General features: G+C 63.4%; 22 protein-coding genes and 1 pseudogene. 9 read left to right on the top strand and 14 right to left on the bottom strand.

What is annotated here, in order from left to right:
- Nucleotides 1-56: 56 nt before the first annotated feature.
- Entirely contained in the window at nt 57-1,103 is a 1,047-nt protein-coding gene (gene epmA, locus NKJ23_RS26790) for an EF-P lysine aminoacylase EpmA (protein ID WP_352578312.1), read from the bottom strand.
- Nucleotides 1,104-1,217: 114 nt separating this feature from the next.
- Here epmA and efp point away from each other — a divergent pair, with 114 nt between their 5' ends.
- The gene (gene efp, locus NKJ23_RS26795; RefSeq protein WP_352457103.1) at nt 1,218-1,784 is read left to right on the top strand and encodes an elongation factor P; all 567 of its coding nucleotides are present in this window, start codon (nt 1,218-1,220) and stop codon (nt 1,782-1,784) included.
- Nucleotides 1,785-1,915: 131 nt separating this feature from the next.
- Here efp and NKJ23_RS26800 read toward each other — a convergent pair whose 3' ends face one another.
- Nucleotides 1,916-2,923, bottom strand: coding sequence for an AraC family transcriptional regulator (locus tag NKJ23_RS26800; RefSeq protein WP_352683498.1), 1,008 nt, complete (start codon nt 2,921-2,923; stop codon nt 1,916-1,918).
- 226 nt (nt 2,924-3,149) lie between these two features.
- Here NKJ23_RS26800 and NKJ23_RS26805 point away from each other — a divergent pair, with 226 nt between their 5' ends.
- From NKJ23_RS26805 to NKJ23_RS26825, 5 genes are all read left to right on the top strand, one after another.
- A complete protein-coding gene (locus tag NKJ23_RS26805; protein WP_352683500.1) occupies nt 3,150-4,532 on the top strand; it encodes an FAD-binding oxidoreductase in 1,383 nt (460 codons plus the stop codon).
- 648 nt (nt 4,533-5,180) lie between these two features.
- A complete protein-coding gene (locus tag NKJ23_RS26810; protein ID WP_352578310.1) occupies nt 5,181-5,333 on the top strand; it encodes a hypothetical protein in 153 nt (50 codons plus the stop codon).
- 142 nt (nt 5,334-5,475) lie between these two features.
- A complete protein-coding gene (locus NKJ23_RS26815) occupies nt 5,476-6,456 on the top strand; it encodes a hypothetical protein (RefSeq protein ID WP_352683502.1) in 981 nt (326 codons plus the stop codon).
- Entirely contained in the window at nt 6,456-7,490 is a 1,035-nt protein-coding gene (locus NKJ23_RS26820) for a hypothetical protein (protein WP_352683504.1), read from the top strand. Before NKJ23_RS26815 ends, NKJ23_RS26820 begins: the two co-directional genes overlap by 1 nt.
- A gap of 175 nt (nt 7,491-7,665) precedes the next feature.
- A complete protein-coding gene (locus tag NKJ23_RS26825; protein ID WP_352578307.1) occupies nt 7,666-8,406 on the top strand; it encodes a gamma-glutamylcyclotransferase in 741 nt (246 codons plus the stop codon).
- A 122-nt stretch (nt 8,407-8,528) separates the two neighbouring features.
- On the opposite strand, the gene NKJ23_RS26830 is transcribed toward NKJ23_RS26825, so the two are convergent.
- The 5 genes from NKJ23_RS26830 to NKJ23_RS26850 form a co-directional block, all read right to left on the bottom strand.
- Complete coding sequence (locus NKJ23_RS26830) at nt 8,529-9,416, bottom strand: class I SAM-dependent methyltransferase (RefSeq protein WP_352683506.1); 888 nt, start codon at nt 9,414-9,416, stop codon at nt 8,529-8,531.
- 187 nt (nt 9,417-9,603) lie between these two features.
- Nucleotides 9,604-10,110: a hypothetical protein gene (locus NKJ23_RS26835; protein WP_352683508.1), complete on the bottom strand. Its 507-nt coding sequence runs from the start codon at nt 10,108-10,110 to the stop codon at nt 9,604-9,606.
- A gap of 14 nt (nt 10,111-10,124) precedes the next feature.
- Nucleotides 10,125-11,174, bottom strand: a complete 1,050-nt coding sequence (locus tag NKJ23_RS26840; RefSeq protein WP_352683511.1) for a methyltransferase — start codon at nt 11,172-11,174, stop codon at nt 10,125-10,127.
- Between the two features lie 169 nt (nt 11,175-11,343).
- On the bottom strand, nt 11,344-13,860 hold the full coding sequence (locus NKJ23_RS26845) for a two-component system VirA-like sensor kinase (RefSeq protein WP_352683513.1): 2,517 nt from the start codon (nt 13,858-13,860) through the stop codon (nt 11,344-11,346).
- Entirely contained in the window at nt 13,857-14,771 is a 915-nt protein-coding gene (locus NKJ23_RS26850) for a cytochrome-c peroxidase (RefSeq protein ID WP_352683515.1), read from the bottom strand. The genes NKJ23_RS26845 and NKJ23_RS26850 overlap by 4 nt, the downstream gene beginning before the upstream one ends.
- Nucleotides 14,772-15,004: 233 nt before the next feature.
- Between NKJ23_RS26850 and NKJ23_RS26855 the strand changes: the two genes are divergently transcribed.
- On the top strand, nt 15,005-15,784 hold the full coding sequence (locus NKJ23_RS26855; RefSeq protein WP_352683517.1) for a response regulator: 780 nt from the start codon (nt 15,005-15,007) through the stop codon (nt 15,782-15,784).
- A gap of 18 nt (nt 15,785-15,802) precedes the next feature.
- Here NKJ23_RS26855 and NKJ23_RS26860 read toward each other — a convergent pair whose 3' ends face one another.
- The 7 genes and pseudogenes from NKJ23_RS26860 to NKJ23_RS26890 all read right to left on the bottom strand — a co-directional run.
- Nucleotides 15,803-17,788, bottom strand: coding sequence for a glycoside hydrolase family 127 protein (locus tag NKJ23_RS26860; RefSeq protein WP_352683519.1), 1,986 nt, complete (start codon nt 17,786-17,788; stop codon nt 15,803-15,805).
- Between the two features lie 28 nt (nt 17,789-17,816).
- Nucleotides 17,817-18,674, bottom strand: a complete 858-nt coding sequence (locus NKJ23_RS26865) for a carbohydrate ABC transporter permease (protein WP_352509445.1) — start codon at nt 18,672-18,674, stop codon at nt 17,817-17,819.
- Entirely contained in the window at nt 18,674-19,603 is a 930-nt protein-coding gene (locus tag NKJ23_RS26870) for a carbohydrate ABC transporter permease (protein WP_352452309.1), read from the bottom strand. Before NKJ23_RS26870 ends, NKJ23_RS26865 begins: the two co-directional genes overlap by 1 nt.
- A gap of 174 nt (nt 19,604-19,777) precedes the next feature.
- Nucleotides 19,778-21,031, bottom strand: coding sequence for an ABC transporter substrate-binding protein (locus NKJ23_RS26875; protein ID WP_352683521.1), 1,254 nt, complete (start codon nt 21,029-21,031; stop codon nt 19,778-19,780).
- A gap of 83 nt (nt 21,032-21,114) precedes the next feature.
- Nucleotides 21,115-22,170 (bottom strand): LacI family DNA-binding transcriptional regulator, encoded by a 1,056-nt coding sequence (locus NKJ23_RS26880; protein WP_352683523.1) that lies wholly within the window; start codon nt 22,168-22,170, stop codon nt 21,115-21,117.
- Between the two features lie 316 nt (nt 22,171-22,486).
- Complete coding sequence (locus tag NKJ23_RS26885) at nt 22,487-23,920, bottom strand: DUF6600 domain-containing protein (protein WP_352683525.1); 1,434 nt, start codon at nt 23,918-23,920, stop codon at nt 22,487-22,489.
- 187 nt (nt 23,921-24,107) lie between these two features.
- A pseudogene (locus NKJ23_RS26890) lies at nt 24,108-24,302 on the bottom strand (LacI family DNA-binding transcriptional regulator); the annotation flags it as partial.
- A 223-nt stretch (nt 24,303-24,525) separates the two neighbouring features.
- On the opposite strand from NKJ23_RS26890, the gene NKJ23_RS26895 reads away from it, so the two are divergent.
- A complete protein-coding gene (locus NKJ23_RS26895) occupies nt 24,526-24,954 on the top strand; it encodes a YybH family protein (RefSeq protein WP_352474419.1) in 429 nt (142 codons plus the stop codon).
- Nucleotides 24,955-25,295: 341 nt separating this feature from the next.
- Nucleotides 25,296-25,733, top strand: coding sequence for a curlin (locus NKJ23_RS26900; RefSeq protein WP_352452314.1), 438 nt, complete (start codon nt 25,296-25,298; stop codon nt 25,731-25,733).
- The last annotated feature ends 144 nt before the right edge of the window (nt 25,734-25,877 follow it).

The raw sequence follows: 25,877 nt of genomic DNA on the forward strand, positions 1-25,877 counted from the left end.
CCCAAACAGGACCGCAGGCCGCAGGCGGATGAACGGCGAGCGAGATCGACAATCCCTCAGGAAGCGGCCACCGGCGTCCAGATCACGTCCTCGATCCTGAGCGCGCCGGTGGCGAGCATCACCAGCCGGTCGAAGCCGAGCGCCGCGCCGCTCGCCTGCGGCATGATGGCGAGCGCGGCGAGGAAGTCCTCGTCGATCGGATAGCGTTCGCCATAGACACGCTGCTTCTCATCCATTTCGGCGGCAAAGCGCAGGCGCTGCTCGGCCGGATCGGTCAACTCGCCAAAGGCGTTGGCGAGTTCGACGCCGCAGCAATAGAGCTCGAAGCGCTCGGCGGTGCGCGGATTGTCGGCGCTCGGCCGGGCCAATGCCGCCTCCGAGATCGGATATCCGAAAAGAATGGTGTTGCGCCCCTGCCCCAGCGCCGGCTCGATTTTTTCGACCATCACCCGGCTGAACAGGTCGGCCCAATTGTCGTCGGGCGCGGTCCGCAATCCGGCCTGGACCAGGGCGGCATGCAACCCCGCGCGGTCGGTGCTGCCGTCGGCTGCAACCGTCGCCAGCAGATCGATGCCGGCATGGCGCATGAAAGCTTCGGCGACGCTCAACCGTTCCGGCTCGGCGAACGGATCGGCTTCACGGCCGCGGAAGCTAAAACGCTTCGCTCCGGCCCGTTCGGCCGCCAGCGCTACGAGCTCGGCGCAGTCGCGCATCAGGCTCTCATAGGTCTCGCCGACGCGGTACCATTCGAGCATGGTGAACTCAGGATGGTGCAAGGGGCCGCGCTCGCGGTTGCGCCAGACAGCCCCGAGGCTGAAGATGCGCTCCTCGCCGGCGGCAAGCAGCTTCTTGCAGGCGAATTCCGGCGAAGTGTGGAGGTAGAGCGGCTGGCGCTGCCCGTCCGGCCCGATCGCCTCGGTGGCAAAGGCCGACAGGTGCGCTTCATTGCCGGGCGAGACCTGCAGGGCCGATGTCTCCACCTCGACGAAGTCGCGGCGGGCGAACCAGTCGCGCATCCCGGCGGCAATGGCATTGCGCAGGATCAGCCGCGGCCGGCGGTCGGCGTGGACATGCGGCGTCCACCATGGCGAGGCGGCGGTCATCGGCTTCAGGGGAATTGCACAGAGGGCTGGCGATTGCGGCCAAGATGCGCTAGGCCGCACGCAACGGCCTCTCCAGCCGATTTGCGCCAACAAATTTTATCAGGATGGAAACCCGTGAAGGTCATCGCCAGCTCCTTACGCAAAGGCAACGTCGTCGAAAAGGACGGCAAGCTTTATGTGATCCTCTTTGCCGAAAACATTCATCCTGGCAAGGGTACGCCGGTCACCCAGCTCGACATGCGGCGTATCTCCGACGGGGTAAAGGTTTCCGAGCGTTACCGCACCACCGAGCAGGTCGAGCGCGCCTATGTCGAGGAGCGCGAGCACACGTTCCTCTACCGTGACGGCGAAGGCTTTCACTTCATGAATCCGGAGACTTACGACCAGGTCGCGGTGCCGGAAAGCGTGGTCGGCGACATGGCGCCTTATCTGGTGGAAGGCATGCCGGTGCAGATCTCGCAATACAACAGCATCGCCATCTCGCTGGTACTGCCGCAGCGCGCCACTTTCGAGGTGGTCGAGACCGAGCCGGTGACCAAGGGCCAGACGGCGTCCTCGTCCTACAAGCCGGCAACGCTGTCCAACGGCGTGCGTACCCTGGTGCCGCCACACATCAGCGCCGGCACCCGCGTGGTGGTGATGACGGCCGATGGCGCCTATGTCGAGCGCGCGAAGGATTGAGGCGCGAAGCCTGACACGCCTCGCCGAAAGCGTCGCGGCGGCCGGTCATCGTCTACCGCTTTGTGCCAGGGGCTTTCGAGCATTGGGACGCTGCACGCAGACCGAAGCGTCAACGCCCTGCCAGTTCTTTCCTATTGCACGACGCCAGTGGACAATCTCTGAGCCTCGAGCAACGCCGACCGTCCCTTTCGCCAGGTGCCAGGTGGAATGCCGACGAACTTTTTGAAGGCGCGATTGAAGGCGGCTTCCGACTCGTAGCCGACCTCGGCACCCGCTTGCGCGATGCTCATTTCGGGCCGTTCGAGCAAACGTCCTGCCAGTTGCAGACGCCAGCGAGCAAGATAGTGCATGGGCGACACCTCGACATAGTGGGTAAAGCGGCTCGCAAACGCCGTGCGCGAGAGCCCCACTTCGCGGGCGAGCCGGTCCAATGTCCATTCGTCCCTTGGGCGAGCGTGGATGAGCCGGAGCGCCTCGCCGACATGTGGATCCCGTAGGCCTGACAGCCAGCCGCGCGAATCGTCGGGGAGGGTCTCGAGATGGCGGCGGATGATCTCGACAAACATCAGCTCGCTCAGCTTGGCGAGGATCGTTTCACAGCCCGCCCGCCCACTGCCACCTTCGGCCAGCGCCAGCCGAAAAAGGTCGATAACCCAACTGCTTCCATCGGCGGGCTTGCGGGCACACAGGATGGCCGGCAATGCGGCCAGGAGAGGATTGAAGGGACGTGCATCGCAGCCAAGATACCCGCAAATGAACCGGGTCCGCTCGTCTCCGCCGCCACCATGGATCACCGCGAACGGCAGGCTCTCGTCTATCGGCCGATAATACATCGCCATATTGGGTTCGCCCCGCGCCCCCGGCGAGGAGCTCAACACGTTCGGAACACCACCGGGGAAGACAACGACATCACCGGCGTTCACGAGCACCGGTGGCACCGAATCGTCTCCCAGCGCGGCCCAGCACGAGCCCGACATCACGGCATGAAAAGAAATGATGTGCTCTGCCTCCGGCATGACGGCGGCGGCAATGTCGGCCGTGCCCGGCGACTCGCCGACCCAGGGAGAGCTGGCGTCAACGTCGAAATAGATCGCACCGGTGAGGCGAACGGCTCGGAGCACATCGGAAAGGACATCCATGCACTACACCTCCGGAAACGATCGGCTACTCCCTTTGACAACGAGTTTTTCCGCCAGGCATCTCGAACTATCCGGCAATATGGCCGCCCGAGCAACTATCCATCCGGTCTAATCCTACTCTGAACGATCGGGCAACAGAAATGGACGATGTGACATTTGCGGGAACAGCGGACGGGATTAGCGTTTCATCGGCCGGCCGACAGGTCCAATAACAGGGAGGAATGTCATGAACGATGAAGACATCACCAAATTCGCAGCAAGCCTGCGAGGCGAAGTCATCCGCGCCGGCGACGCCCGCTATGACGAGGCCCGCAAGCTCTACAACGGCATGATCGACAAGCGGCCGCTGATCATCGCCCGCTGTGTCGACGTCGCCGACGTAATCACAGCGGTGAATTTCGGCCGCGACAACAATTTGCTGGTTGCGGTACGTGGCGGCGGCCATAACGGACCAGGATTGGGGAGCTGCGACGACGGTCTGGTGATCGACCTGTCGGCGATGAACGGCGTGCGCGTCGATCCGGATGCCCGCACGGCGCGGGTAGGCCCGGGCTGCACTCAGGGCGACCTCGACCATGCCACCCATGCCTTTGGCCTGGCCGTACCGGCGGGGATCATCTCGACCACCGGGGTCGCCGGACTGACGCTGAGCGGCGGCCATGGCTATCTGACGCGCAAAAATGGCCTGACCATCGACAATCTGATCGAGGCCGATGTCGTGCTTGCCGATGGAAGCTTCGTCACCGCCAGCAAGGAGCGGAACCCCAACCTGTTCTGGGCGCTTCGCGGCGGCGGCGGCAATTTCGGCATCGTCACCAGCTTTGTGTTCAAGCTCCACCAGGTCAGCATGGTCTTTGCGGGGCCGATCGCATGGGATCAGCGCCACGCCCGCACCATCATGCAGCATTATCGCGAGTTCCTGCCGAACGCGCCCGAAGAACTCGGGATCTTTCTCGGGCTCAAGACCGTCCTCTCGAGCGCACCCTTCCCGGAAGAGTTTTGGGGAAAGCGGATGTGTCTGCTGATGTGCTGCTACAACGGCCCGGAGGAAAAGGGCAGAGAGGCGCTGGCCCCGCTGCTCGATGCGCTGCCCGCGCCCTGGTTCAACTGGATGGGAACGATGCCCTATCCCGCGGTGCAGAGCATGTTCGATGGGCTCTACCCGAAGGGAATGCAGTGGTACTGGCGGGGCGATTTCGTCAAGACGCTGTCCGACGAGGCGATCGACGCCCATCTCGAGCAGGCGGCGAAGACGCCGAGCGAGCTATCGCTCATGCACCTCTACCCGATCGATGGTGCGGTCCATCGCGTCGGCAAAGACGAGACACCCTGGAATTACCGTGATGCGACCTGGTCGATGGTCATCGCCGGGATCGATCCGGACCCACAGAAAGCGGGGCCAGTGACGCGCTGGACCAAGGCCTACTGGGAGGCCGTGCATCCGTTCGATCTGGGTGGCGCCTACCTGAACTTCATGATGGATGACGAGGGCGATGCAAGGCTCAAGGCGGCTTATGGCGACAACTATGAGCGCCTGGCTACGCTGAAGAAGAAATACGACCCGAACAACCTCTTCCGGGTGAACCAAAACATTCGACCGGCTGCTTGACGGCGGCCCTCGTCAGGCCGGCAAGCGTACCGGCCGGCCCAGCTAAGGCTCGGCCGGTACGATAAGGCGGCCGGTCAGGACGCTCTGATCCAGACCAGCATCTCGCCGGAATCGTGGTGTCCCAGGCGAAATACGGCACGGTGACTTTTGCTTCCTCGACCGCCGGTGATTTTCAACGCCTCTTTCCTGTCAATAGCCGACAGCGTGACGACGCCGCCGGGCACGTTCGAGAGCTGACTACATTTGAAACCAGGCCAGACGACCGCCGAATGGCGTCCAATGAGCCATGCCGGGCTGCTTTTCAGGCTACCCCGCGCTTCTGATCGTGGTGGGCCGCGTACTGTCCATGCACAAGTCCGGACCTGTTTGGCGACACCATCATGACTGGATCGTTCGCACATGATCGACAAAATGACCCGGAAATGACCGAGATACAAAGCTTTCCTTCAGTTGTGCATCAATAAGCCGCGACAATTTTTAGCCAATCTTTAGGCAATTTCTCAGGTTTATCGACAGACAGCAGACAATTCGGCAAAACGGTCTTTGCTGGATTTATGTGGATGGGCAATGCATCCCTACTTGACACCGGGACAAGCTGAAGAGCTATGCTGAACATGGGTCGCAAGTTTGCGCGGAGGGAATCTGTTCATGGATTTCATCGAGAGTTGGTTTGGTATTTCACCTGACGGCGGCGACGGATCGACCGAAGCTCTCTACATACTTGCCGTTGTCGCAATATTGGCGCTCGCATTCCACAAGCGCATCGTGCAGTTCGCGCGCGGTTTCTTCGCGCGGAAATAGCCCGCGTACCGTTCGAGCCCAGCTTTATTCGTCTGACCAGAGTACAAACGGCACCAGTCGTCTGACACTCCAATACACTGTTGCCGCGCGAATCCCGTTGTTATCAGAGCGTTGCCCTGCGTTAGCTTCAGAGGGGAAGTCGATGCGAGGAATAGCGGCGATCCTGCGAGCACTGTTCTCCGCCTGGATTCCGGCACTGATCGAGATGGCTCGCCGTTTCTGTCGCCGGTGGCGGCTAGGGAGTGATCGCCGGGTCGACCAGAAAGGGTCCCGGGCGCATTGCGTACCGATCGACCACCCTGCTTTCTGCCGACCTGACCCGCTGATCTACGATCAGTATTACCTGATCGGCCTTGGTCTCGCGGTCACCTGGGATAATCCCGACATCGAGCTGCGCCAGGGTGGTGTGCCCGTTCCCGCCGGCAGGTTGCAGGCGGACACCGACTACGAGGTGCGGGTTCGCGTCTGGAACGCCTCCACGGATGCCGTCGTCGTCAAGATGCCGGTTCATCTGTCCTATCTGTCGTTTGGCATCGGAACCGTATCGAATCCGATAGCCACCAGGCCGGTCTCGGTCGGGGTGATCGGATCCGCCAGCCAGCCTGGGTTCGTCTCCTTCGACTGGCATACGCCGCGGCAAGCAGGTCACTATTGCCTGCAAGCTTTGCTCGATCCGGCCGATGACGCCAACTTCGCCAACAATCTCGGGCAAGAAAATACCGATGTCGGACTGGCGCAGTCGCCAGCAACATTTCAATTCGAGTTGCGCAACGCTACCCGTCGGCCGCATCGGTACCGGTTCACCGTCGATGCCTACACCATCCCGCCGCTCGGCCCCTGTCGCGACGACCGGCAGCCAACGGAAGAGACCGCCAAGGCGGAGCAAAAGCGCCGGCTGGCGGCACACTTGCCGTCGGCTCATCCGCTGCCGCCCGGCTGGAAGGTCGAGATTTCGCCTGACCTGCCGTCGCTGGCGCCGGGCGAACAGGTGACGATCACGGCGGTCGCTAAGCCGCCGGACGGCTGGACCGGCCGGCAAGCCCTCAATCTGAATGCGTTTGACGAGGGTGACCGCGCCAGCGGCGGCGTCACCTTGACCGTCCTCAGCAGCTTGGAGCCGTGATGGCCACCGACGACAAATCCTGGACCAAGTGCACGACCGCCGACGAGGTGATTTCGGTCAACCAGTACATCAGCGCAGCGATTACCAGCGGCATATTCGCAGCCGTGATGGTCGTGGTGGTGGTCGCGATGGGCGAGCCGTGGTGCATACCGATCGCGCTGGTGGTGACTGAGATTGTGTGGATTCTCGCTTATTGCGACTGGTGGCTCAACAAACGGCTGGTTTGCCTGGGCGAGCCGGTGAGTATCGTCGGCATGGTCATCAGCATCGAGCCGCCGTCGGAGAAGACCTGGCCAGGAAGCCTGGACTCCGACTACAGCCTCAATTTGCTGCTGCCGAACAACCCGGTGGGCGTCTCCCAGGCCGTTGCCGCCGCCAGTGCCCCGTTCGGCTATCTGATGGCCGAAAACGCAATCACCTCCTCGCACGGCTTTCTGTTCACGGGGAACCCGGCGGAGGACAAGGTGACCGGAGTAAAGTCAGAGGCGCTGCATGTGGAGTTCGAAGGGGCATCGATCCATGACCTGCAGACCGTCAACATCCTCGCCCTAGCCGCGGCATTGATTGCGCTGGCGGTATGCATGTCGGGCGTCGGCGCGGTCGTTGCCTACGTGCTGGCGCTTCTCGCCTTGCTCGCCTCGCTGCTCGGCGCGGCCTTCAGCAGTTCGGACACCGCCAGTCCGAGCGATGCCGGCTTGCCGAGCATCGAGACCAACAAGGGCGACGGAACCGGGGCGACAATCCTGGGAGTGACCGGCCGGTGGGTCTATGATGCCGGGCACATCCACGACAGCTTTCATGAAGGTCACAACGAGCTGCATCCGGTCCAGCAGGCCCAGATTCTGGGAGGGCCATGGGACGGCGACTGGCCCGCCGATATCGACGATATCGTTCGAGGCTACCAGGATGGCTACGCGCAGTCCCAGGATCCGCTCACCAAAGCGCAACAGGCGCGGCCCGGTTCCCGGTGGTCGGTCCATCCCTATGTCGACGGCTGCGACGATACCGCCCGGCCAGATCAGCCTCCGCACTAAAGCGCGTCGCGTTGAAATGGATTCACTCGACACGCTTTAAGTCCGCCCGGTATTTCGTCGAATCCAGTCAAGCTGTTGTACATGACAGTTCGAATCCCGATACCGCGCTGGTGTACTCGGCCCTTGAGAATCCTTCAGCCTTCGGCAACATGGCGGCAAGGCTGAGAGCATGAGGATGAGCAAGGTCATTTCCGCCGCATCACGGCGTTCGCCGCGCAAGACACCGATGGCGCTGACCGAGGCGCTGGTCGCCCGCACCTTGCGTGCGGTCGAGGATGCCGGGCCGACGCCGGGCATGGTCTACATGACCGATGCCGATTACGCGCGCATTCGCGACGAGGTGCTGGCCGGCGCGCCGGGCGGGCCGGTGAAGCTGTTCGCCTATGGCTCGCTTCTGTGGAAGCCGGCCGGCGAGGTCAGGGGTGGCGAACGGGCCGTGGCGACGGGCTGGCACCGTTCGTTCTGTTTTACGGTGCAGCGCTTCAGGGGCACCGTCGAGCAGCCCGGCCTGATGATGGCGCTCGACCGCGGGGGCCAATGTCAGGGCATGGTGTTCGAGGTCGCCGAGCCAGTGGGGGCCAATCTCGAAACGCTGTTGCGACGTGAGATGACCATCCTGCCGGCCGTCAACGTGCCGCGCTGGCTGCAGGTCAGGACGGGCGACGGCACGGGCCAAGCGCTTGGTTTCGTTGTCGATCCCGCCAATCCGCGCTATGCCGGCAAGCTCGAAAAGCGAGCGATAGCGGCGACCCTGGCCACGGCCGTCGGCCATTGGGGTTCGGGCGCCGAATATCTGTTCGAGACCATTCGCCATCTCGACGCCTGCGGCATCCGCGACCGCAATCTCTGGCAGTTGCAGGAACTTGTGGCCGAGGAGATCGGTCGGGCGCTGCGGTCGGGCTTCATTCGTCCCTGAGCCAGACCAGCATCTCGCCGGAATGGCGGTGTCCCAGGCGAAATCGATGTTGTGCAGGTCGACGAGATGTCCCGCGCGCTCGCCGATGGCAGTATCGAGCATCGTGTGTCCTTCCTTCGGTTCTATGCCAGTGTGTTCGCCCATGCGCCGACAAAGGGCGGCAGCATGATGCACGTCTGCTGCTCGACAGCCTCGTTGCGCAGCCGCTCGGCGAGGGTATCGACTTCCACCTCGGCGGCGGTTGCGGTACCGACTGCCTCGGCCATCGGCAACAGGCTGCGCAACGTGCCGGCAATGTAGTCGTAGATCGGCGAGTCGGGTCCGCTGCCGGCGAGGCCGGCGGAGTTCATCCGCGGCGCCGGCAGCCCTGCGCCGGCGAACACCATGGGCAGCCTGCCACCCATGTCGACCTCGAAACCCGCGCGCTCGATCGTGTCGATGATCCAGCCGCGGCATTTGCCGAACAGCGGCGCCTCTGGAAAACTGCGGGTGAGCGGCATCGCCATTTCCTGGACGGCGACGATGCCGCCAGGCCGCAGGAAACCGGCAAGCCTGCGCAGGGTTGCGGCCGGGTCGGGCAGATACATCAGGACAAGCCTGCCGATCACCGCATCGAAGCTCCCGTCGGGCGAGAATGTATCAAGCTCGGCCGTCGTGAAACGTGTCCAGTAACACTGGCCGGATTCAGTGGCGCGCCGCTCGGCAATGTCCACAGCCTCTGCCGAGCGATCGACACCAAGCACCCTTCCCGCCGGTCCGACCAGCTTTCCGGCCAGCAAGGAGACATCGCCTACGCCGCAGCCAATGTCGAGCACGCGCATGCCGGGTCCTATGCCCGCACTGCGCAGGACATGCTCGGTAAGGTCGTGAATGAGCGCTCCCTGCAGCTCCAGGCGCTTGAATTCGCTTTGCGTGTAACCCAACGCATAGCGACGCGGATCCATGTTGCTCTGATCACGGTCGGTCTTCGGCGCATGTTCGGCAAGCAGATTGTACATGTTTGACTCCATGATCGATTTATCCGGGATTTGTGACCGCTAGGCAGGCTGATCACCGCCCAGGGCCCGACCTCACGATCGGAGATCGGTGCTACAATGTGATTTCCGGAATCGGGAATTGCGTTACGACTGAAACAGGCGCCCGTGCCTGGCGTACCACGCAAGCGGAGAACACCCTGCGCCCGGCGTTCGGACGCCACTATGATTTCGGCGCCCGCGGAACGAACACGATATGCGGCGTGTTCGGCGGACGACCGGGCGGCACATAGTCCGGAACCGGCGTATCGTCTGCCGGGAGCGAAAGCACATATCGGTGGATGGCGCGCAGGTCGGGCTCGCTCATGGCACGCAGGTTGAACCATGGCATGGGCGGGCGCGTCTCGATCGTGCGCGCGAACTGTACCCAGTCGTCCTCGTCCATGGTCCGCAAAAATTGGCGAAGATTGGTTGGGTAAGTCGTACCCCACGGCCCGTTGAAGCCGAGCGAGTCACCGATCAGCCATCGATCCTGCGGAACGTTGCCGGCATTCTCCAGGTACCCTGGCGTGTGGCAGTCGTTGCAGCCGCCGATTTTCACCAGGTATCGACCGTGCTCGATCGAAGCGGTCGCGGACGCCGCGCCGACCTCACCCTGGTTGAGCGTTGCGGCGGTGAATGCTGCGGCCAGGCCAAGGGCGGCAATTGCGATGAGAGCTCTTCGTGTCATCAGCTTCTCCGCTGCTATTTGACGCCGACGATCATCGAGTGAGGCCCGGCGAGATGCTCGCAGCGGACCTCCGCAAAGCCCGCCTCCCGCATCCAGCCCATGCCGTCGGCGCGCGTGTAGTCGAACCCGCCATTGGTGTTAACCAGCATGTTGAGGCTCATCAGCAGACCCGCAGCGTTCTCCCGTCGCTCGTCATCGATGATCTGGTCGTAGACGATGAGCACGCCTTGCTTCGGCAGCGCGGAATGGGCCTTTGCCAGCAGCGCGCGCTTCACCTCCAGGTTCCAGTCGTGCAGGATATGACCCATCACCAGCACGTCGGCGGAAGGCAGCGGCTCGGCAAGGAAGTCGCCGGGATAAAACCGAAGCCGGTCTGCAAGTGCGTGCCGCTCCACATAGGCCTCGAACACCGGCCGCATCGGCGGCAGGTCGAAACCGCCGCCGGTGAGATGCGGATGGGCGCGGCCGATCTCGACCGGAAGCCTGCCTTCGGCTGTGCCGATATCGATGAAGGTACAATAGTCCGCCCAGGGAAAATGCCGGGCGAGCGCCTCCGCCACCTGGAGGCTGCCGCCGGTCATCGCCTGCGCGAACATCTCCACCTTGTCCGGGTCCGAAAACAGCATGTCGAACAGATCTTCGCCGTCCTGGGTGCCGTTTTGCGGTTTGCCCGTCCTGAGCGCGTCGGTGAGCGAGCCCCAGTTCGCGTAAAGCAGCTGACCGGCCCTGGCGAGCATCCCGCCAACATAGGTCGACTTGTTGCGGTCAAGGTAGCGGTCAGTCACGGGCGTGTTGCAGTAGACGTTGCCCTCGCGCTCTAGCATGCGCAGCGCAACCAGCGCGTCGAAGAAATCCTGCGCTCCCCGCTCATGCAGTCCGAGCCGGTTTCTCAGTGTTTCCCCTTCGAGGGGTCCGGCCGCCAACTCCGTGAAAAGGTCAAGTTCGACGGCGCTCAGCAACGTCTTCGATGCCCAGAAGCCGAGGCCGAGTTGCATAAGGCTTTCGGGCGACAGTTCTGCGACGTTCTTCGCCTGTTTCGTTACCTCGGTGATGTTTGCGTCCATAAGATTTCTCCTTCCTCAAGAGACCATGACCTTTCCAAAAAACCGGTTCCCGGTTTTTCGGGATCATGGTCTGGGCGCGGGAGGACCATCGACTGGCCCGGCTACGGGTCGATTTCAGCCAGGTGGGATTTTGGTTACGGTTGTAACGAAGAAATCCGGCCGGCCGTGATCAGCCTGAATGCAGATGGCGGGCAAGGCATTGTGCGACGGCGGCCGACAGCAGCGGCTTCTTGATGACTTCGCTTATGCCGGCCGCCGTCAGTTGGCGCGACCGCAGCTGACGGCCGTAACCGGTCATCAGCACGACCGGAAGGTCGGGCCGGATCTTGTGCAACTGGCCGGAGAATTCGATCCCTGTCATGTCGGGCATGACCTCGTCTGTCAGCACCAGGTCGAAGCGTTCCGGATCGGTGCGGAATGCGCTGAGAGCCGCGGGGCTGCGGTCGAACCCGACCGGCTCGTAGCCGAGCGCGGCGAGCATTTCCTCCGCAAGTTGCATCAGCGGCGTGTCGTCGTCGACGACGAGGATCGTCTCGCCGTTGCCATGCTTGACCGGCACCTCGGCGGCGTCGCTCTCGTCCTCGTTCTGGGTTGCTTCGGCGGCCTCGATCTGCGGAAAATAGATCTCGAAGGTCGTGCCTTCGCCGGGCTTGCTGTTCACGTCGACCGCGCCTCTGTGCGCTATGACGATGCCGTGCACCGTCGACAGGCCGAGCCCGGTGCCTTGCCCTGCCGGCTTGGTCGTGAAGAACGGCTCGAAGATGCGCTCGAGCGTCGCCTGATCCATGCCGCTGCCGGTGTCCCTGACGGCAAGGCGGAGATAGCGGCCGGCAGGCAGGTTGCCGTGCGACAGCATCCGCGCCTCGACGAATTCCGTCGTGTCGAGACCGATTTCCAATGCGCCGCGGTTGTTCATCGCCTGCGCCGCGTTGGTGCCGAGGTTCATCACCACCTGCTGAAGTTCGGTCGGATCGCCCGTCATCGCCGCATCCGCGGCTGCAAGATGCGTCTGCACTGAAAGCGTGGCGGGGAACGAGGCGCGCAGCAGGTCGACCGCTTCGGCAACCACGGCTTCCGCCCGCAGCGCGTGATGCTGCCGCTCGTGACGACGGCCGAAGGCGAGGATCTGCTCGGTGACGTCCTGTGCACGCCTGCCGGCCTGCATGATCTGCTGGACGTAGCGCCGCGCGCGCGACTCCTTCAGCAGAACCGCCAGCGCCATCTCGCTGTAGCCAAGGACGGCACCGAGGATGTTGTTGAACTCGTGCGCTATGCCGCCGGCGAGGGTCCCGATCGCTTCCAGCCGTTGCGACTGATTGAGCCGCGCCTGCAGTGCCTCACGCTCGCGTTCATTGTGCTCGCGCACGATGGCATTGGCGAAAATCTCGGCCGCGGTGCGCAGCAGTGCAATGTCGTCGTCGGCCCAATGCCTTTCGTGCGTGACGGTATCGAGAGCCAGAAAACCCAACCGCTCGCCGGCATGCCACATCGGTATGCACAGCCACGATCGAAACTGGTGCGCCTGCAGGGATGCCTTCTCCCGCCCCTCGGGAAGCTCGCCGACGCGGGGCACGTCGATGCAGCCCTGCCGCTCGTGGTCGGCCAGCGTCCAGCGTGAAGCCAGCTCGATCATGTCCTTCGACAGGCGGGCCGGCCTGCTCCCGCCCGGACGGCGATAGAAGTAGCCGCCGGAAGGACCGGCGATGTGGCTGACGAAAATCTGGGCGCCGTCGAGCCCGGCATGTTCGACCAGGCGCGCGAGGCCCGTGCTGATGCCGGCGCGGATGCGGTCACGCGGCAGATTGATGAACTGCGTGGAGATCGAGGCGATCAGGCCCTCGAATTCCAGCCGCTCGCGCAGGATCCGCGCGTTGCGGCGCAGGCGGGCGAACAGGTAGGCGACATAGCCGACGAGACCCAACGCGGCGACATAAAGCAGCGTCTGGAACAGTTCGGCCCGCGCCGCGGCCCGCCCATGCGCACCGAGATAGACGTCCTGCAGCGCGCGAGCCCGCTCGCTCGTCGGCGCGGTCTGCAGGCGGGCGACGAGATCGTCGACCGCCGGAAGCCTGGTGACGATAAGCCGGCCATGGGAGACGAGCGAGAGCACATCGCTTGCAGGCACGGCATCGACGGAGGGCCTTGCCAGCCGGTCGAGTGCGGCGGTTACTGCTTTTGCCGCATCCGGCTGGGGATCGCTGATAAACCGCGACATTGCGACCATCAGGGCCCCTATCTCGACCGCTCGAAGGCCGTCACCCTCGCTCGTGAGACGACCGCTCATATAGTTGAAAAAGTTCAGCGAGTTCTGCAGCAGCGCGTTATCGGACTTGAACCTCTCGACGAGCGCTTCCTCGTCGCGGATCGCGGCGATGACTTCGGCGATCCGCTTGGCGATGTCCGCCCGTGTTTCGCGGCTTGCTACGTCGCGGGCAGCCGGCAGCGTCTGGGTCGCCTCATCCAGGTTCTCGATCGACCGCACAAGCGGATCGTAGCTGCGCAGCAGTCCCGCGCGTGCCCTTAAAACATCGCGTTGGAGTGCGGCGTTATAGAGGATGACGGTCCTGAGCGCATCGAGCGTGCGTTCGTGACGGGCCGCATCGGGAGCCGTGCCCTGCACCAGGAGGTAGGTCAGGGCGATGAGCAGGCAGGCAACGATCGGCGCCAGGATGCGTAGCGACTTCATTGCTGCAGACGATCGGCTGCGCTGGTCAACGGCCGGCCGCGATACTCGCCCGTCAGTGTCCCGAGGAATTCGACGATGAGATCGGCATCGCGCTGGTCGAGCTCCCGGCCGAGTTGGTTGCGCGCCATGATCTTCACCGCGTCTGCGAGCGATGCGGTGCGGCCATCGTGAAAATACGGCGCCGTCACCGCGACGTTGCGCAGGCTGGGAACGCGGAACACATGGCGGTCGCTCTCGGCGCCGGTAGCGGCGAAGCGGCCGAGATCCGCCTTGGTCAGGGTCTTCTGGCGAGCGAAGGGATCCTGGAAGATGCCGAATTTCTGAAACAGATTGCCGCCTACGTTGGCGCCCTGGTGGCAGGCGACGCAGCCATACGCTTTGAACAGTTGATAACCGTGCTCTTCGTCGGTCGTGATGGCGTCGCGTTCGCCCTTGAGATAGCGGTCGAAACGGGCATCGGGCGTGATCAGCGACCGTTGAAAGACAACAAGCGCGTCGAGCACGTTTGTCCGGTCGGGAATGGAGCCGTAGACCCTCGCGAACCGCTGCGAATACTCAGCATTCGAGCGCAGCTTGGTCAGCAATTCCTCCCAGCTCGTATTCATCAGCCTGTCATCGAGCAGGGCTGCCTCGTTCTGCTCCTCGAAAGTGCGGAAATTGCCGCGCCAGTTCAGCCGAAAATCGAGCGCCGCGTTGAAGACGGTCGGCGTGTTGAAATCGAGCGGCTTGCCATCCGCCGCCACGGAACGGGCCAGACCGTCGTCGCCGCTGAGATCGAGCCTGTGACAGGAACTGCAAGCGACGACATCGCCATGCGACAGGCGGGCATCGTTGAACAGGCTCTCGCCAAGCGCGATCTTCGCCCGGTCGGAGGGGCCGCTGGCCGTGATCGGTGCAATCGGCTCGCCCATCGGCGGGGCCGGCTGATTGCTCTGGGCCAACGCAAAAGGTGCCGCCATTGCCAGGCAAAGCGGAACAAAAAGCCCCGCCCGAACCTTACCAATCTGCTGATGTGCCATCGAGCGAGCCTGTGGCAGGGTGTGCGATTACGAAGATCATCGCGCTCACCAATAAATCGCCGAAAATCGACGTTTAATAAAAGCAACGGCTCGGTCATGAGTTCCACGCTTGCGGACGGTGCGAGATGTCAGCCGAACAAAACATTCGCCACGAACAGCAGTCGAAAGGCAGTATCGAGCAGGCAGCGGCGCCGAAGCATACCCTTGTCGTCGACGACGACCCCGAAATTCGCGATATGCTCACCAATTACCTGGAGAGCCAAAACTTCAGGGTCAGCGCGGTCGCCGACAGCCGGGCCATGTCGCGCGTCCTCAACGAAAAGCCCGTAGACCTGATGATCCTCGACATGCGGCTTGCCGACGAGGACGGGTTCGACATCATGCGGCAACTCGGCAGTCCGCCGGAAGCGCCCATCATCATCATCACCGGCCACAGGTGCGACGAGGTGGATCGCGTCGTCGGCCTGGAACTCGGCGCCGACGACTACATCACCAAGCCCTTCAGCCTCAGGGAGCTGCTGGCGCGTGTTCGCGCCGTGCTGCGGCGATCGGGGTCGGCGCAGCCGCAGCCGCGCGGCAAGAAGCCCGTACGCTATCGTTTTGCCGGCTGGGAGCTCGACATGCGGATGCGGCGCCTGAGGTCGGCGGCGGGCGAGGCGACGCCGCTGACCGCCGGCGAGTTCAATCTGCTGGCAGCCTTCCTGAAATCGCCGCAGCAGATCCTGAGCCGCGAGCAGCTTCTCGCTGCCAGCCGCGTGCACGACGAAGAGGTGTTCGACCGCAGCATCGACGTGCAGATATTGCGGCTGCGCCGCAAGCTCGAGGTCAATCCGAGCGAGCCGAAGCTCATTGTTACGGAGCGTGGCGCCGGCTACATATTCGCGACTGCGGTCGAGGTACTTTGAGCCGCTGCCGCGCCCAGCCTACCCCGCGCTTCTGAGCCAGACCAGCATCTCGCCGGGGTCGCGGTTGTCCCAGGCGAAATACGGCACGGCGGTGATTTTCGCGTCCTCGACCGCCGGCGGTTCGGTGCGGTAGAGCCCCTCTTCCCAGTTTTCGAAAGCCTCCTTTTTGGCAATCGCCGAAAGTGTCACGACGCCGCCCAGAAGGTTCGGCTGCTGATGCGCCTCGATGTCGGCCGTTCGCGGCAGAGCGATGCGGTGCAGCTGGCTGGAATTGTCGGTCTCCTCGACGCAATAGATCAGCGGGCCGCGCGCCAGTGCGACGCGGCCGATGTCCTGCCGCACCTGTGGGTTGGCGTAGAGGCGGTCGACGGCCATTTCGAGGTCGAGGTCGACGCGGTCGCCCTTGCGCCATTCGCGGCGGATCGCGGCATAGCCGTCGCTGCTGATGGCAGCCAGATCGACATCGGCGCCGTTGACCTTGAGCGCTGCCTTGCGGCACCAGGCCGGCAAGCGCAGGTGCAAAGTGAACTCGGTCGGAGCTTCCGGTTCGACAGAGATCGAGACCGCGCCGTCCCAGGGATAATTGCTCGTTTGGGTGAGCTCTATCTGCGTCCCAGAAATATCGAAACGAGCCGTGCCGTTTCCATAGAGGTGGACGGCAAGTGCGTCGTCCGACAGGCCGTAGAAATAGCTGCCGATCGAGGCGACCATGCGCCCGACATTGGGCGGGCAGCACGGGCAGCGGTGCCATTTCCAGCGGTGGTGGGCGCCGCGGCTTTCGAGCGGATTTTCGTAGAAAAACAGCGAGCCGTCGAGCGACAGGCCGGAGATCGAGCCGTTGTAGAGCGCCCGCTCCATGATGTCGGCGTAGCGCGCATTTGGACCCATGCCGAGCATGCGGCTTGCCCAGAACACCAGGCCGACCGAAGCACAGGTTTCGGCATAGGCGGTGTCGTTGGGCAGGTCGTAGTCGGCGGTGAAACCCTCATTGTGCGACGACGGCCCGAGGCCGCCGGTGACGTAGAGGTTCTTGGTCATGAGGTCGTCCCACAGCCGATCGAGCGCCATCCGCAGCGTGTCGTCGCCATATTCGGTGGCGATGTCGGCCATGCCCGAATAGAGATACATCGCCCGCACCGCATGGCCGACGACCTTGTCCTGCTCGCGCACCGGTTTGTGCGACTGGTTGTATTCGTAAGTCTTGAAATGATAGGCCTTGGGGTCGGCGCCGCGGGCGCGCGCCTCCTCGTCGAAATAATGCGGCTGCTGGCCGCGCTGGTCGATGAAGTATTTGGCTAGCTCCATGTATTTGCGCTCGCCCGTCACCCGTGCCAGCTTGACCAGCGCCAGTTCGATCTCCTCATGGCCGCAATAGCCCTTCTTCTTGCCGGGCTCGGGACCGAACGTCTCGGCGATATGGTCGACGTAGCGGCACATGATGTCGAGCAGCTTGCGTTTTCCCGTGGCCTGGTAATAGGCGACGGCGCCTTCGATCAGGTGGCCGGCGCAATAGAGCTCGTGGCAGTCGCGCAGATTGGTCCAGCGCAAGCCCGGCTGGATGCGCTGGTACCAGCTCGACAGATAGCCGTCGGGCTGCTGCAGCTTGCCATACATGTCGATGACAGCATCGATCTTCTTCTCCAGCTCGTCGTTGCGGCGGCGGTAGAGCGAATAGGCGGCGGTCTCGATGGTCTTGCCCCAATCCGAGTCCCAGAACATCTGCGTCGTCACCGTCGATCCGGTGAACTCGTTGCCGGCGGTGGCCGCCTCGTCCGGTGAAGGTGAGTGGAACGGAATGACGACGCCCGGCGATGGCCGGTCGGGGTCGATCTGCTCGAGCATGCGCGCTTCGACGCAGCGGTCGTAAAGGATGCTGGCGGTCTTTGCGGTGACGGCATCGACGCGGTCGCCCCAGAAGCCGCGCACGTCGACCTGCGGCACCGGCAGCGGGCGGAAGGCGAGTTTTGGCTTGGCGCCCTGACTGGCGGATTGCGATGCGGTCATCAATTTACTCCCGTTCGATTTCTTGTGGTCACTTCACGGCCCCTGCCATCAGGCCGCGGATGTAGAAGCGCTGCAGCAGCAGGAAGAGCACGAGGCACGGCACCATCATCACGGTGACGCCGGCCTGCACGGCGCCCCAGTCGATGGCGCCGAAGCGGCCGGACTGCAGCGCGGTCATCATAATCGGCAGCGTGAATTTCGACTGGTCTGTCATCAGCACCAGCGCCGCCAGAAACTCGTTCCAGGCGCCAAGGAAGGCGAACAGCGCGATGGTGACGATGCCCGGCCAGACCAGCGGCAGCATCACCCTCAAGAGCATGGTGACGTTGTTGGCGCCGTCCATGCGCGCGGCCTCCTCGATCTCGCGCGGCACCGCATCGAAGGCGTTGCGCATCATGAAGATCGAGAACGGCAGCTGCAGCGTGACATAGACGCAGACCAGCCCGGTCAGCGTGTTGTGCAGGCCAATTTTTGTCAGCACCAGGAAGATCGGCGTCAGGATCGACTGGAACGGGATCATGATCGTCGACAGGATGACGACGAACAGCAGGTTCTTCAGCGGAAAGCGGAAGCGCGAGAAACCGTAGCCGGCGAGCACGCTGACGATCACCGACAGCACCACCGTCATGACCGAGACATAGATGCTGTTTTGCGCCGGCAGCCAGAGGCCGTCGCCGAAGGTGTTGAGCGTGGCGTAGTTCTCGAGCGAGATGCCGCTGGTCGGCCACGGCGGCAGCGGCGGCTGGCGCGCCTCCTGCGCCGGCTTGAAGGCCGAAAGCACCGTCCAGACGATCGGTGCCAGGAACAGAATGGACGCGATGATGCCGGTCGAGTGCTCGGCAATCTGCATGGCGATGCGGCGTTTGCGGGTGCGAGCCTGCGCCATCAGTCGACCCCTTCCGGATTGCGCAGCAGCCGCAGCTGGATAAGGCTGAGCGCCACCAGGATGACCAGCAGGACCATCGAAAGTGCTGCGCCATAGCCGAGCTTGAACGACACGAAGGACTGGTTGAAGATCCAGTAGACGGCGGTCAGCGTCTGGTTGCGCGGCCCGCCGCGCAGGATGATGTAGAACTGGTCGAAGGCGAGGATCGAGCCGGCAACCGACAGGATCAACGCCAACGCCAGTGTGCGGCGCATCAAGGGCAAGGTAATCGCCCGGAACCGCGCGAATGGCCCTGCCCCGTCGATCATCGCCGCCTCCTGCAGATCCGGCGGGATCGATTGCAGGCCGGTCATCAGGATGATCATGGTGAAGCCCGCCACCTTCCACACGACCATGGCGATGATCGACCAGAAGGCCGGCTGGAAGGTCGCCAGCAGGTTGAATTTCTTCTCGGTCAGGCCAAGCTCGAAAGCGGCCGGGCTGAACAGGCCGGAATCGACATTGAGCAGCCACGACCACAAAAGGCTGGCCGAGGCGAAGCCGATGACCGCCGGCATGAAGAAGGACGTGCGATAGAAGCCGGTCAGCTGCCGCGGCCTTTCGATGAACAGCGCCAGCGGAAAGGCGACGGCGAAGATCGCGATCGTCACCACCACCGTGTAGTAGCCGGTGAACTTCAGCGCGTTCCAGAAGCGGGTGTCACGCAGGATCGCCCAGTAATTGTCGAGCCCGATAAAGCTATGCGCGCCCATCAGCGGCCAGTTGTGCAGCGACATCCAGGCGGTCATGCAAAGCGGCACGATGAAGAAGACGACGACAAGCGCGACGGCCGGCGCGACATAGAGCAGGCCGATCCACTGCCGGCGGCCGGCGCCAACCAGTTTGTATGCGCGCGCTGGCGCGGCGGTGGTTGCTGTGATGGTGGTCATGCCGTGGTCTTCCGTTAGCGCTACGTCCCCCTCCCCCTTGAGGGGAGGGTCCGGCCGAAGGCCGGGGGTGGGGTCCTCCGCGAAGCGCGCCGACATCAAAAGAGCGTCGAGCACTGCCGCGATGACCCCACCCGGACCTTCGGTCCGACCTCCCCTCGAGGGGGAGGTGGCGCTTTACTTCTGCGGCGCCGAATCGATGATCGACTGCATGGTCTCCTGCGCGTTGGCGATGGCGCCGTCGACGTCTTCGCCGAAGAAGACCTCGTTCATCATCTGGTTCCACGGACCGTTGGCCGAGTTGATCAGGTCATTGAACACCACCGAATAGGGCGTGCGGCCCTTGGCCATGGCTTCGGCGGCAACCTTGTAGCGCGGGTCGAGATCCTTCAGCGCCTCATTGGCGATGTCGCCGCGCACCGGCAGGCTGCCGTATTTCGCCAGGATCGTCTGGCCCTCGAGCGAATAGGCGAAGTCGAGGAACTCCTTCACCACCGCGACCTTGGTGGTGCCCTTGGTGACGACGAAATTGTCGCCGCCGGCAAACGACGACCAGCCGCCGTCCTTGCCGGGCAGGAAGGTGATGCCGTAGTCGATATCGGGATATTGCGTGTTGAGCGCGCCGATGGCGAAGGCGCCGGACGGCGAGATGCCGATATTGCCGGTGGCGAAGGCGGCAAAGAAGTTGGAGCCGGTGTCGGTCTGCGCGCCTGAAGGCACCAGGTCCTTCTTGACCATCGAACGGTAGAGGTCGATGGCGCCGCGCATCTGCGGCGTGTCCAGCGTCGCCTTGGAGCCGTCCTCGGTCAGGATGTCGCCGCCCGAGGCCCAGATCAGCGGCGTGAAGGTGAAGATGTTGCAACCGCCGCAATTGCCGGAGAAGTAGAAGCCCTTGATGTCGCCGCCGAGCGTATTGACCTTTTCGGCGTCGGCTTCGATCTCGGCCCAGTTGGTCGGGCCCTTTTCCGGGTCGAGGCCGGCCTGCTTGAACAGCTTCTTGTTCCAGATCAGCACCGAGGAATCCGCCGAGAACGGCAGCCCGTAGATGCGGCCCTTATAGGTGCCGGTCTTGACATGCGCCGGCGACAGGCTGGCGAAATAAGGCAGCGATTTCGCCCAGTCGGTGATGTCTTCGAGCTGGCCGGCGGCAGCGAAGGACGGCGTGTAGATCAGGTCGAGCGACAGCGCGTCGGGCGCCGTGCCGCCGGCGGCTGCAGCGCCGTATTTCGGGATGATTTCGGCATTGGGAATGATGTCGAGCTTGATCTGGTTCTGATGCCCCTTGTTGAAGGCATCGACGACGCGCGGCATGAAGTTCGAGCCGTCGGCGCGCACCCAGATGTTGGCGGTGTCGGCGGCGGCCGAGCCGACTGTTGCCAGCGTGCCCAAAATGCTCGCGGCGATGGCGAGCCCGGTAATGGTGGTTCTCATGCTTCTCCTCCACATGGTTTTAATTTAGCGTTTTAATTTAGCCGCGCCCCCAAGCGGGTGACTATCGACACGGCCCGTTTCGTTCAGCCGTCCGGCGGACGGCCGCATGACTGACGCACCACCAGCCGGCACGGCAGTTTTCTGATGCCCGGCAGAGCGGCTTCGCCGCCGACGAGCGAAAGCAAGGCAAGGCCGGCCTCGCGCCCGAGCGCGGCCAGGTTCATGTCGACGGAGGTCAGCGGCGGGCGGGTTGCCTCGGCGACGATCTGCCAATTGTCGAAGCCGATGACGCCGACCGCGTCCGGCACGCCGATACCGCGCTCGCGCAAGGCGTCGATGACGCCGCGCGCGATCTGGTCGTTGCCGCAAAACACCGCATCGGGCTTTTCGCGCGTGCCATTGAATCCCTCGCCGTCGAACAGTTTTGCCACCGCCTCATGCCCCCAGGCCTCCGACCACGGGCCGAGCAGCGGCTCCATGACCGGCAGGTCGTTCTCGGCCAGCACCGCGCTATAGGCCTCGGCGCGGGCGTGCACCACGGCAAAGCTCGCCGGACCGCTGACATGGGCGATGCGCCGACGCCCGAGCCGGCAAAAATGCTCGACAGCCAGCCGCGCCCCGCCGGCATCGTCGGAGACGAAGGCGATGGCGCCGGGATCGGGCTCGGTGAAGGCGTAGATCGCCGGAATGCCGAGATTGGCAAGGTCGACCGGCAGATGGCGGTCGATGCGCTTGCCGGTGGCGATGATGCCGTCGACGCGCTTGTCGAGCATGGCATCGACATGCAGCTGGGCAAGCCGCGGGTCGTCCTCGACATTGCACAGGAACACCGAGACACCGGCATCGACCAGCGCATCGGAAACGCCGGCCATCAGCGGCAGCGAAAAGCGGCCATAGGTGTCGTTGGTCAAAAGCCCGACGGTAAAGGAGCGCCGCCGCAACAGGCTCTGCGCCAGGCTGTTCGGGCGAAAGCCAAGCCGCTGCGCCGTCTCGCGAATACGGGCCCGCGTCTCGGCAGTCATCCGCCCCTGCCCGTTCAGCGCTTTTGAGGCCGTGGCAACGCTGACGCCGGCAAGCGCCGCCACCTCACGCAGGGTGACCGGCTGTTTGACAGGCGTTGGCTGCGCGTCGGACGCCATGATTCGGATATCGATCCTCCCTTTGAGAAAAGCTTTTCTCTTATGGGCCTGCGAGGTGCTGATTGGTGAAGTCAGCGGATGCCGGCAGAGTTGGGAAAAGGTTTTCTCAAAAGGAAGATTAGGGGAAGGATGCAAGGATGGCAAGAGGGAATGGCCTGGTTACAGGCATGTTCGGCAGTCAACTACGACTCGCTGCCCTGGGTCCAGGATCTGCCATGGCGGCCCGAAGGAAAGAGGGCGAGCAGCTTTGGCGTGCATTGCCGTTCAGCGGGCACCGCGATGGAACGGCCGCGGTGCCCGCAGTCTACCCGCAGAGCTAGCAGTTCTCAGTCTGTGGATCGCACGCCTTCTGTTTCTGTTTCTGTGGCTTGGGCTTGACCGCCTGCTCGGGCTCGGCCTGCTGCTGCTCGGCCGCTGGCTGCTCCTTGGCCTTCCGCTTCTCAGGCTTGGCAGCCTGCTCCGGCTCAGCCTGCTGCTGCTCGGCAGCGGGCTGCTTCTTGGCCTTCGGCTTCTCAGGCTTGGCCGTCTGTTCGGGCTCGGCCTGCTGCTGCTCGGCGGCGGGCTGCTTCTTGGCCTTCGGCTTCTCAGGCTTGGCCGCCTGTTCCGGCTCGGCCTGCTGCTGCTTGGCGGCGGGCTGCTCCTTGGCCTTCGGCTTCTCAGGCTTGGCCGCCTTGCCGGGCTCGGCCTGCTGCTGCTCGGTGGCCGGCTGCTCCTTGGCCTTCGGCTTCTCAGGTTTGGCCGCCTTTTCGGGCTCGGCCTGCTGCGGCTCGGCGGCGGGCTGCTCGCCGACCTTCGGCTTCTCAGGCTTGGCGGTTTCTTCGGGCTCGGTCGTTGCAGCGCCTTCGGTCGGCTTCGATTTCCGGCCAGCCTGAACCTGCTTCACCTCCTCGATGTCTTTGAGCTTAGCTGGTTTGGCCTTAGGGTCGGCTTTCACCTCGCCCTCAAAGACAGCGACCGTATCGTTTTCCAGTTTGCCGGACTGCTCGGGCGCGTCGGTCTTGCTGACCTTGACGGCAGTCACCTTCTGGTTCGTCTCCTTTTCGATCACATCGACATCAATGACTTTGTTGATCACCAAATTGTTCTGGATCGTCACGTCGCCGGCCGGTTCGGCCGCCTCGACAATGCGCACAAACTCCGGCTCATCACGAATAACGACCACAGAAATGTCCGCGGCAAGGAATTCGCGGGTGGGGACCACAACCCAGTAATAATCCGGCGTCGTGTCGAAGGTCACCTCGATTGAAATCAAATCCGGATCGCGGCGGGGCGGCAGCGGCGCCCAAATGATGTGCTCCCTGTCACGACGCCAACTCACCCATGCTGGCGCCCAGCGAGTGCCCGGAACCCAGTACCAGCCGATATCGTCGGCATAGCCCCACCGGCCGTAATGGTACGTCGCCCAGCCGAATGGCTCGTCGGACACCCAGAGCCAGCCATACTGCTCGGTATAGACCCAGTGTCCAAGCGTATACGGACGCCAATCGTCAGGCACATCAACCGGCACGAAAACGGTCGCTCCGTGATACGAGACCCAATCACCATAGGAAGACAGGTCTTCGTAGAACGTGCTGATCGAAACGGTGGTGGCAGCCCTTGCCTCGGACACGAGCGACAATGGCGCAATCGGGTTGGGAATCTCGACGACCGTGAGCAGGCAGGCGGTTACACCGCCGAGCATCAGTCGCACCGCATGTTGGGCAAGGACGCGTTTCATCGTAATCTTCCTCCGAAACAGATCGCCCTTCATCGTACAAACCCGCCGGCTGCCGGATTGTTCCACTTTGCTGACGTTACCCGCATCCCCTCCCGCAGCGGCTTGGCATCGCACGATGATATTTGGGATCAGAGTTGCTTCATGAGGGCGGTGACCGTCACAAATGCGCGCCGAAGGCGCGGCGATAGATCGTTGGTCAGCGGGCCCGACGGTAAGGGAGCCGCCGCAACAGGCTCTGCGCCAAGCTGTTCGGGCTAAGGCCAAGCCGCTGCGCCGTCTCGCGAATACGCGTCCGCGTCTCGGCGGTCATCCGCCCCTGCCCGTTGAGGGCTTTTGAGGCAGTGGCGACGCTGACGCCGGCGAGTGCCGCCACCTCGCGGAGGGTGACCGTGGTCTTGGCAGGCGTAATTTGGATATCGGTCTTCCCATTGGGACTGCGGGATGCTGAGTGGTGAGGTCAGCGGGTGCGGGTGGGCCACTAGAGCCCCCGATGATGCGATGTCCGGCAGATGAGGGGCTCATCACTCTTGATATCACGATGCAACAGCAGCTAGGACCGGCCCTATTTGTTACGAATGGTATCGATGTCGGATTGATCGCCCCGGCCTCGTCGTTCCAGAAAATGAAGGAGCAACGATATGTCTGAAAAGGAAGTCTTGTCTGTCATCCGGGGCCAGGAAGACGCAACTGCCAAGGGGGACGCCCGCGGCAACGTCGATGCCATGGACCCGGATGTCGTGGTTTTTGATCTGCCGCCGCCGCTTGCCTATCGAGGCGAACAGGCACGCGACATCGAAGGGATAAATGCTTGGTTTGCAACTTGGCGCAACGGCGTCACCGTTCACATGGCTGACCCGCAGCTCATAATCGACGGCGATCTTGCAGTGGCCTTCGGCCTGTCGCGCATGACTGGCATTAAGACCGATGGCACAAAGGTCGACTCCTGGAGCCGGCGAACCATCGTGCTAAGGCGCGTCGCCGGTTCTTGGAAAATCATCCACGAACATGCCAGCTTCCCTATGGCAATGGACGGAAGTGGGCGCGCTGTGACGGATCTCTTGCCGTAGTTCCGGAACGCCTAACGTCCTCAACAGGGATGTCGTATTTCACGCGGCAAGGGTTCGTAGGTGAACGGTCGATTTGGCGGCCCGTTGCTGACAGTCAGCCTTTCGGCCGGAAGCGGCCAATCGCCAAGTATAGACAAGTATAGAAATGACCCAACACCGGCCGCCCTTCGCGAGTGTGCTCCACCCATTGCCCTAGCGAATAGCGGCCTGACCGCCGCAGCCACGACCCGCGCAAGCCCTCCTGAACCCCAGCTGAACGCCGCCTTCAGCCTTAGTTCGAACGGCATCTCCTAAAAAGAAGCCGTTCAACCGCGGTCCCGTCCGCCAAAGGAGACGCTCTCATGATCCGCAATTCTTTCATCGCAACCGCGCTTGCCGCTCTTGTCGGTATCACTGCCGCCGCTCCGGCCATGGCCAATGACGTGCGCATCGAGCAATATGGCTGGTCGAACTCGGCCGGCGGCGCCCAGAACGGCTTCAAAAACCGTATCCGGGTGTATCAGAACGGCCGCTTCAACAAGGTGATCGGCCAGCAGCGCGGCCGCCACAACCTTTCGGCTATCGGCCAGGACGGGGCCGGCAACTACGGCGCCACCTACCAGAACGGCAACCGCAACGTGGCCGGCGTCGGCCAGTTCGGCTCCAACCACACCACCATTCTGACCCAGGACGGTAACGGCAACATTGCTGCCGGCGTGCAGGTGGGCCACGGCTGCGATGCCAATGTCAGCCAGGGCGGCAGCGGCAATGTCGCAGCTTTCGTCCAGGCCTGCCCATAAACACGGCAACGGCCAGGGGGGGCCCCGCCGAATTACCCCCCCCCCCCCCCCCACCCCACCAGACCCACCACCACCCCCCCCCGGAACCGATAAACACCCCCCCGCGGGGGGCACCCCCCGGGGGGGGTGGCGCGCCCCGCGCCG

This window comes from Mesorhizobium sp. M0184 (assembly GCF_040322215.1).
Taxonomy (GTDB): Bacteria; Pseudomonadota; Alphaproteobacteria; order Rhizobiales; family Rhizobiaceae; genus Mesorhizobium.

Bases quoted from the DNA above. Each gene is read 5' to 3' on its own strand.
- NKJ23_RS26860 (WP_352683519.1), bottom strand. From the start codon at position 17,788: ATGACCGCATCGCAATCCGCCAGTCAGGGCGCCAAGCCAAAACTCGCC.
- NKJ23_RS26865 (WP_352509445.1), bottom strand. From the start codon at position 18,674: ATGGCGCAGGCTCGCACCCGCAAACGCCGCATCGCCATGCAGATTGCC.
- NKJ23_RS26830 (WP_352683506.1), bottom strand. From the start codon at position 9,416: ATGGAGTCAAACATGTACAATCTGCTTGCCGAACATGCGCCGAAGACC.
- NKJ23_RS26820 (WP_352683504.1), top strand. From the start codon at position 6,456: ATGGCCACCGACGACAAATCCTGGACCAAGTGCACGACCGCCGACGAG.
- NKJ23_RS26870 (WP_352452309.1), bottom strand. From the start codon at position 19,603: ATGACCACCATCACAGCAACCACCGCCGCGCCAGCGCGCGCATACAAA.
- NKJ23_RS26885 (WP_352683525.1), bottom strand. From the start codon at position 23,920: ATGAAGGGCGATCTGTTTCGGAGGAAGATTACGATGAAACGCGTCCTT.
- NKJ23_RS26840 (WP_352683511.1), bottom strand. From the start codon at position 11,174: ATGGACGCAAACATCACCGAGGTAACGAAACAGGCGAAGAACGTCGCA.
- NKJ23_RS26800 (WP_352683498.1), bottom strand. From the start codon at position 2,923: ATGGATGTCCTTTCCGATGTGCTCCGAGCCGTTCGCCTCACCGGTGCG.
- NKJ23_RS26875 (WP_352683521.1), bottom strand. From the start codon at position 21,031: ATGAGAACCACCATTACCGGGCTCGCCATCGCCGCGAGCATTTTGGGC.
- NKJ23_RS26855 (WP_352683517.1), top strand. From the start codon at position 15,005: ATGTCAGCCGAACAAAACATTCGCCACGAACAGCAGTCGAAAGGCAGT.
- NKJ23_RS26845 (WP_352683513.1), bottom strand. From the start codon at position 13,860: ATGAAGTCGCTACGCATCCTGGCGCCGATCGTTGCCTGCCTGCTCATC.
- NKJ23_RS26850 (WP_352683515.1), bottom strand. From the start codon at position 14,771: ATGGGCGAGCCGATTGCACCGATCACGGCCAGCGGCCCCTCCGACCGG.
- NKJ23_RS26805 (WP_352683500.1), top strand. From the start codon at position 3,150: ATGAACGATGAAGACATCACCAAATTCGCAGCAAGCCTGCGAGGCGAA.
- NKJ23_RS26900 (WP_352452314.1), top strand. From the start codon at position 25,296: ATGATCCGCAATTCTTTCATCGCAACCGCGCTTGCCGCTCTTGTCGGT.
- NKJ23_RS26815 (WP_352683502.1), top strand. From the start codon at position 5,476: ATGCGAGGAATAGCGGCGATCCTGCGAGCACTGTTCTCCGCCTGGATT.
- NKJ23_RS26895 (WP_352474419.1), top strand. From the start codon at position 24,526: ATGTCTGAAAAGGAAGTCTTGTCTGTCATCCGGGGCCAGGAAGACGCA.
- NKJ23_RS26880 (WP_352683523.1), bottom strand. From the start codon at position 22,170: ATGGCGTCCGACGCGCAGCCAACGCCTGTCAAACAGCCGGTCACCCTG.
- NKJ23_RS26825 (WP_352578307.1), top strand. From the start codon at position 7,666: ATGAGCAAGGTCATTTCCGCCGCATCACGGCGTTCGCCGCGCAAGACA.
- NKJ23_RS26835 (WP_352683508.1), bottom strand. From the start codon at position 10,110: ATGACACGAAGAGCTCTCATCGCAATTGCCGCCCTTGGCCTGGCCGCA.
- epmA (WP_352578312.1), bottom strand. From the start codon at position 1,103: ATGACCGCCGCCTCGCCATGGTGGACGCCGCATGTCCACGCCGACCGC.
- NKJ23_RS26810 (WP_352578310.1), top strand. From the start codon at position 5,181: ATGGATTTCATCGAGAGTTGGTTTGGTATTTCACCTGACGGCGGCGAC.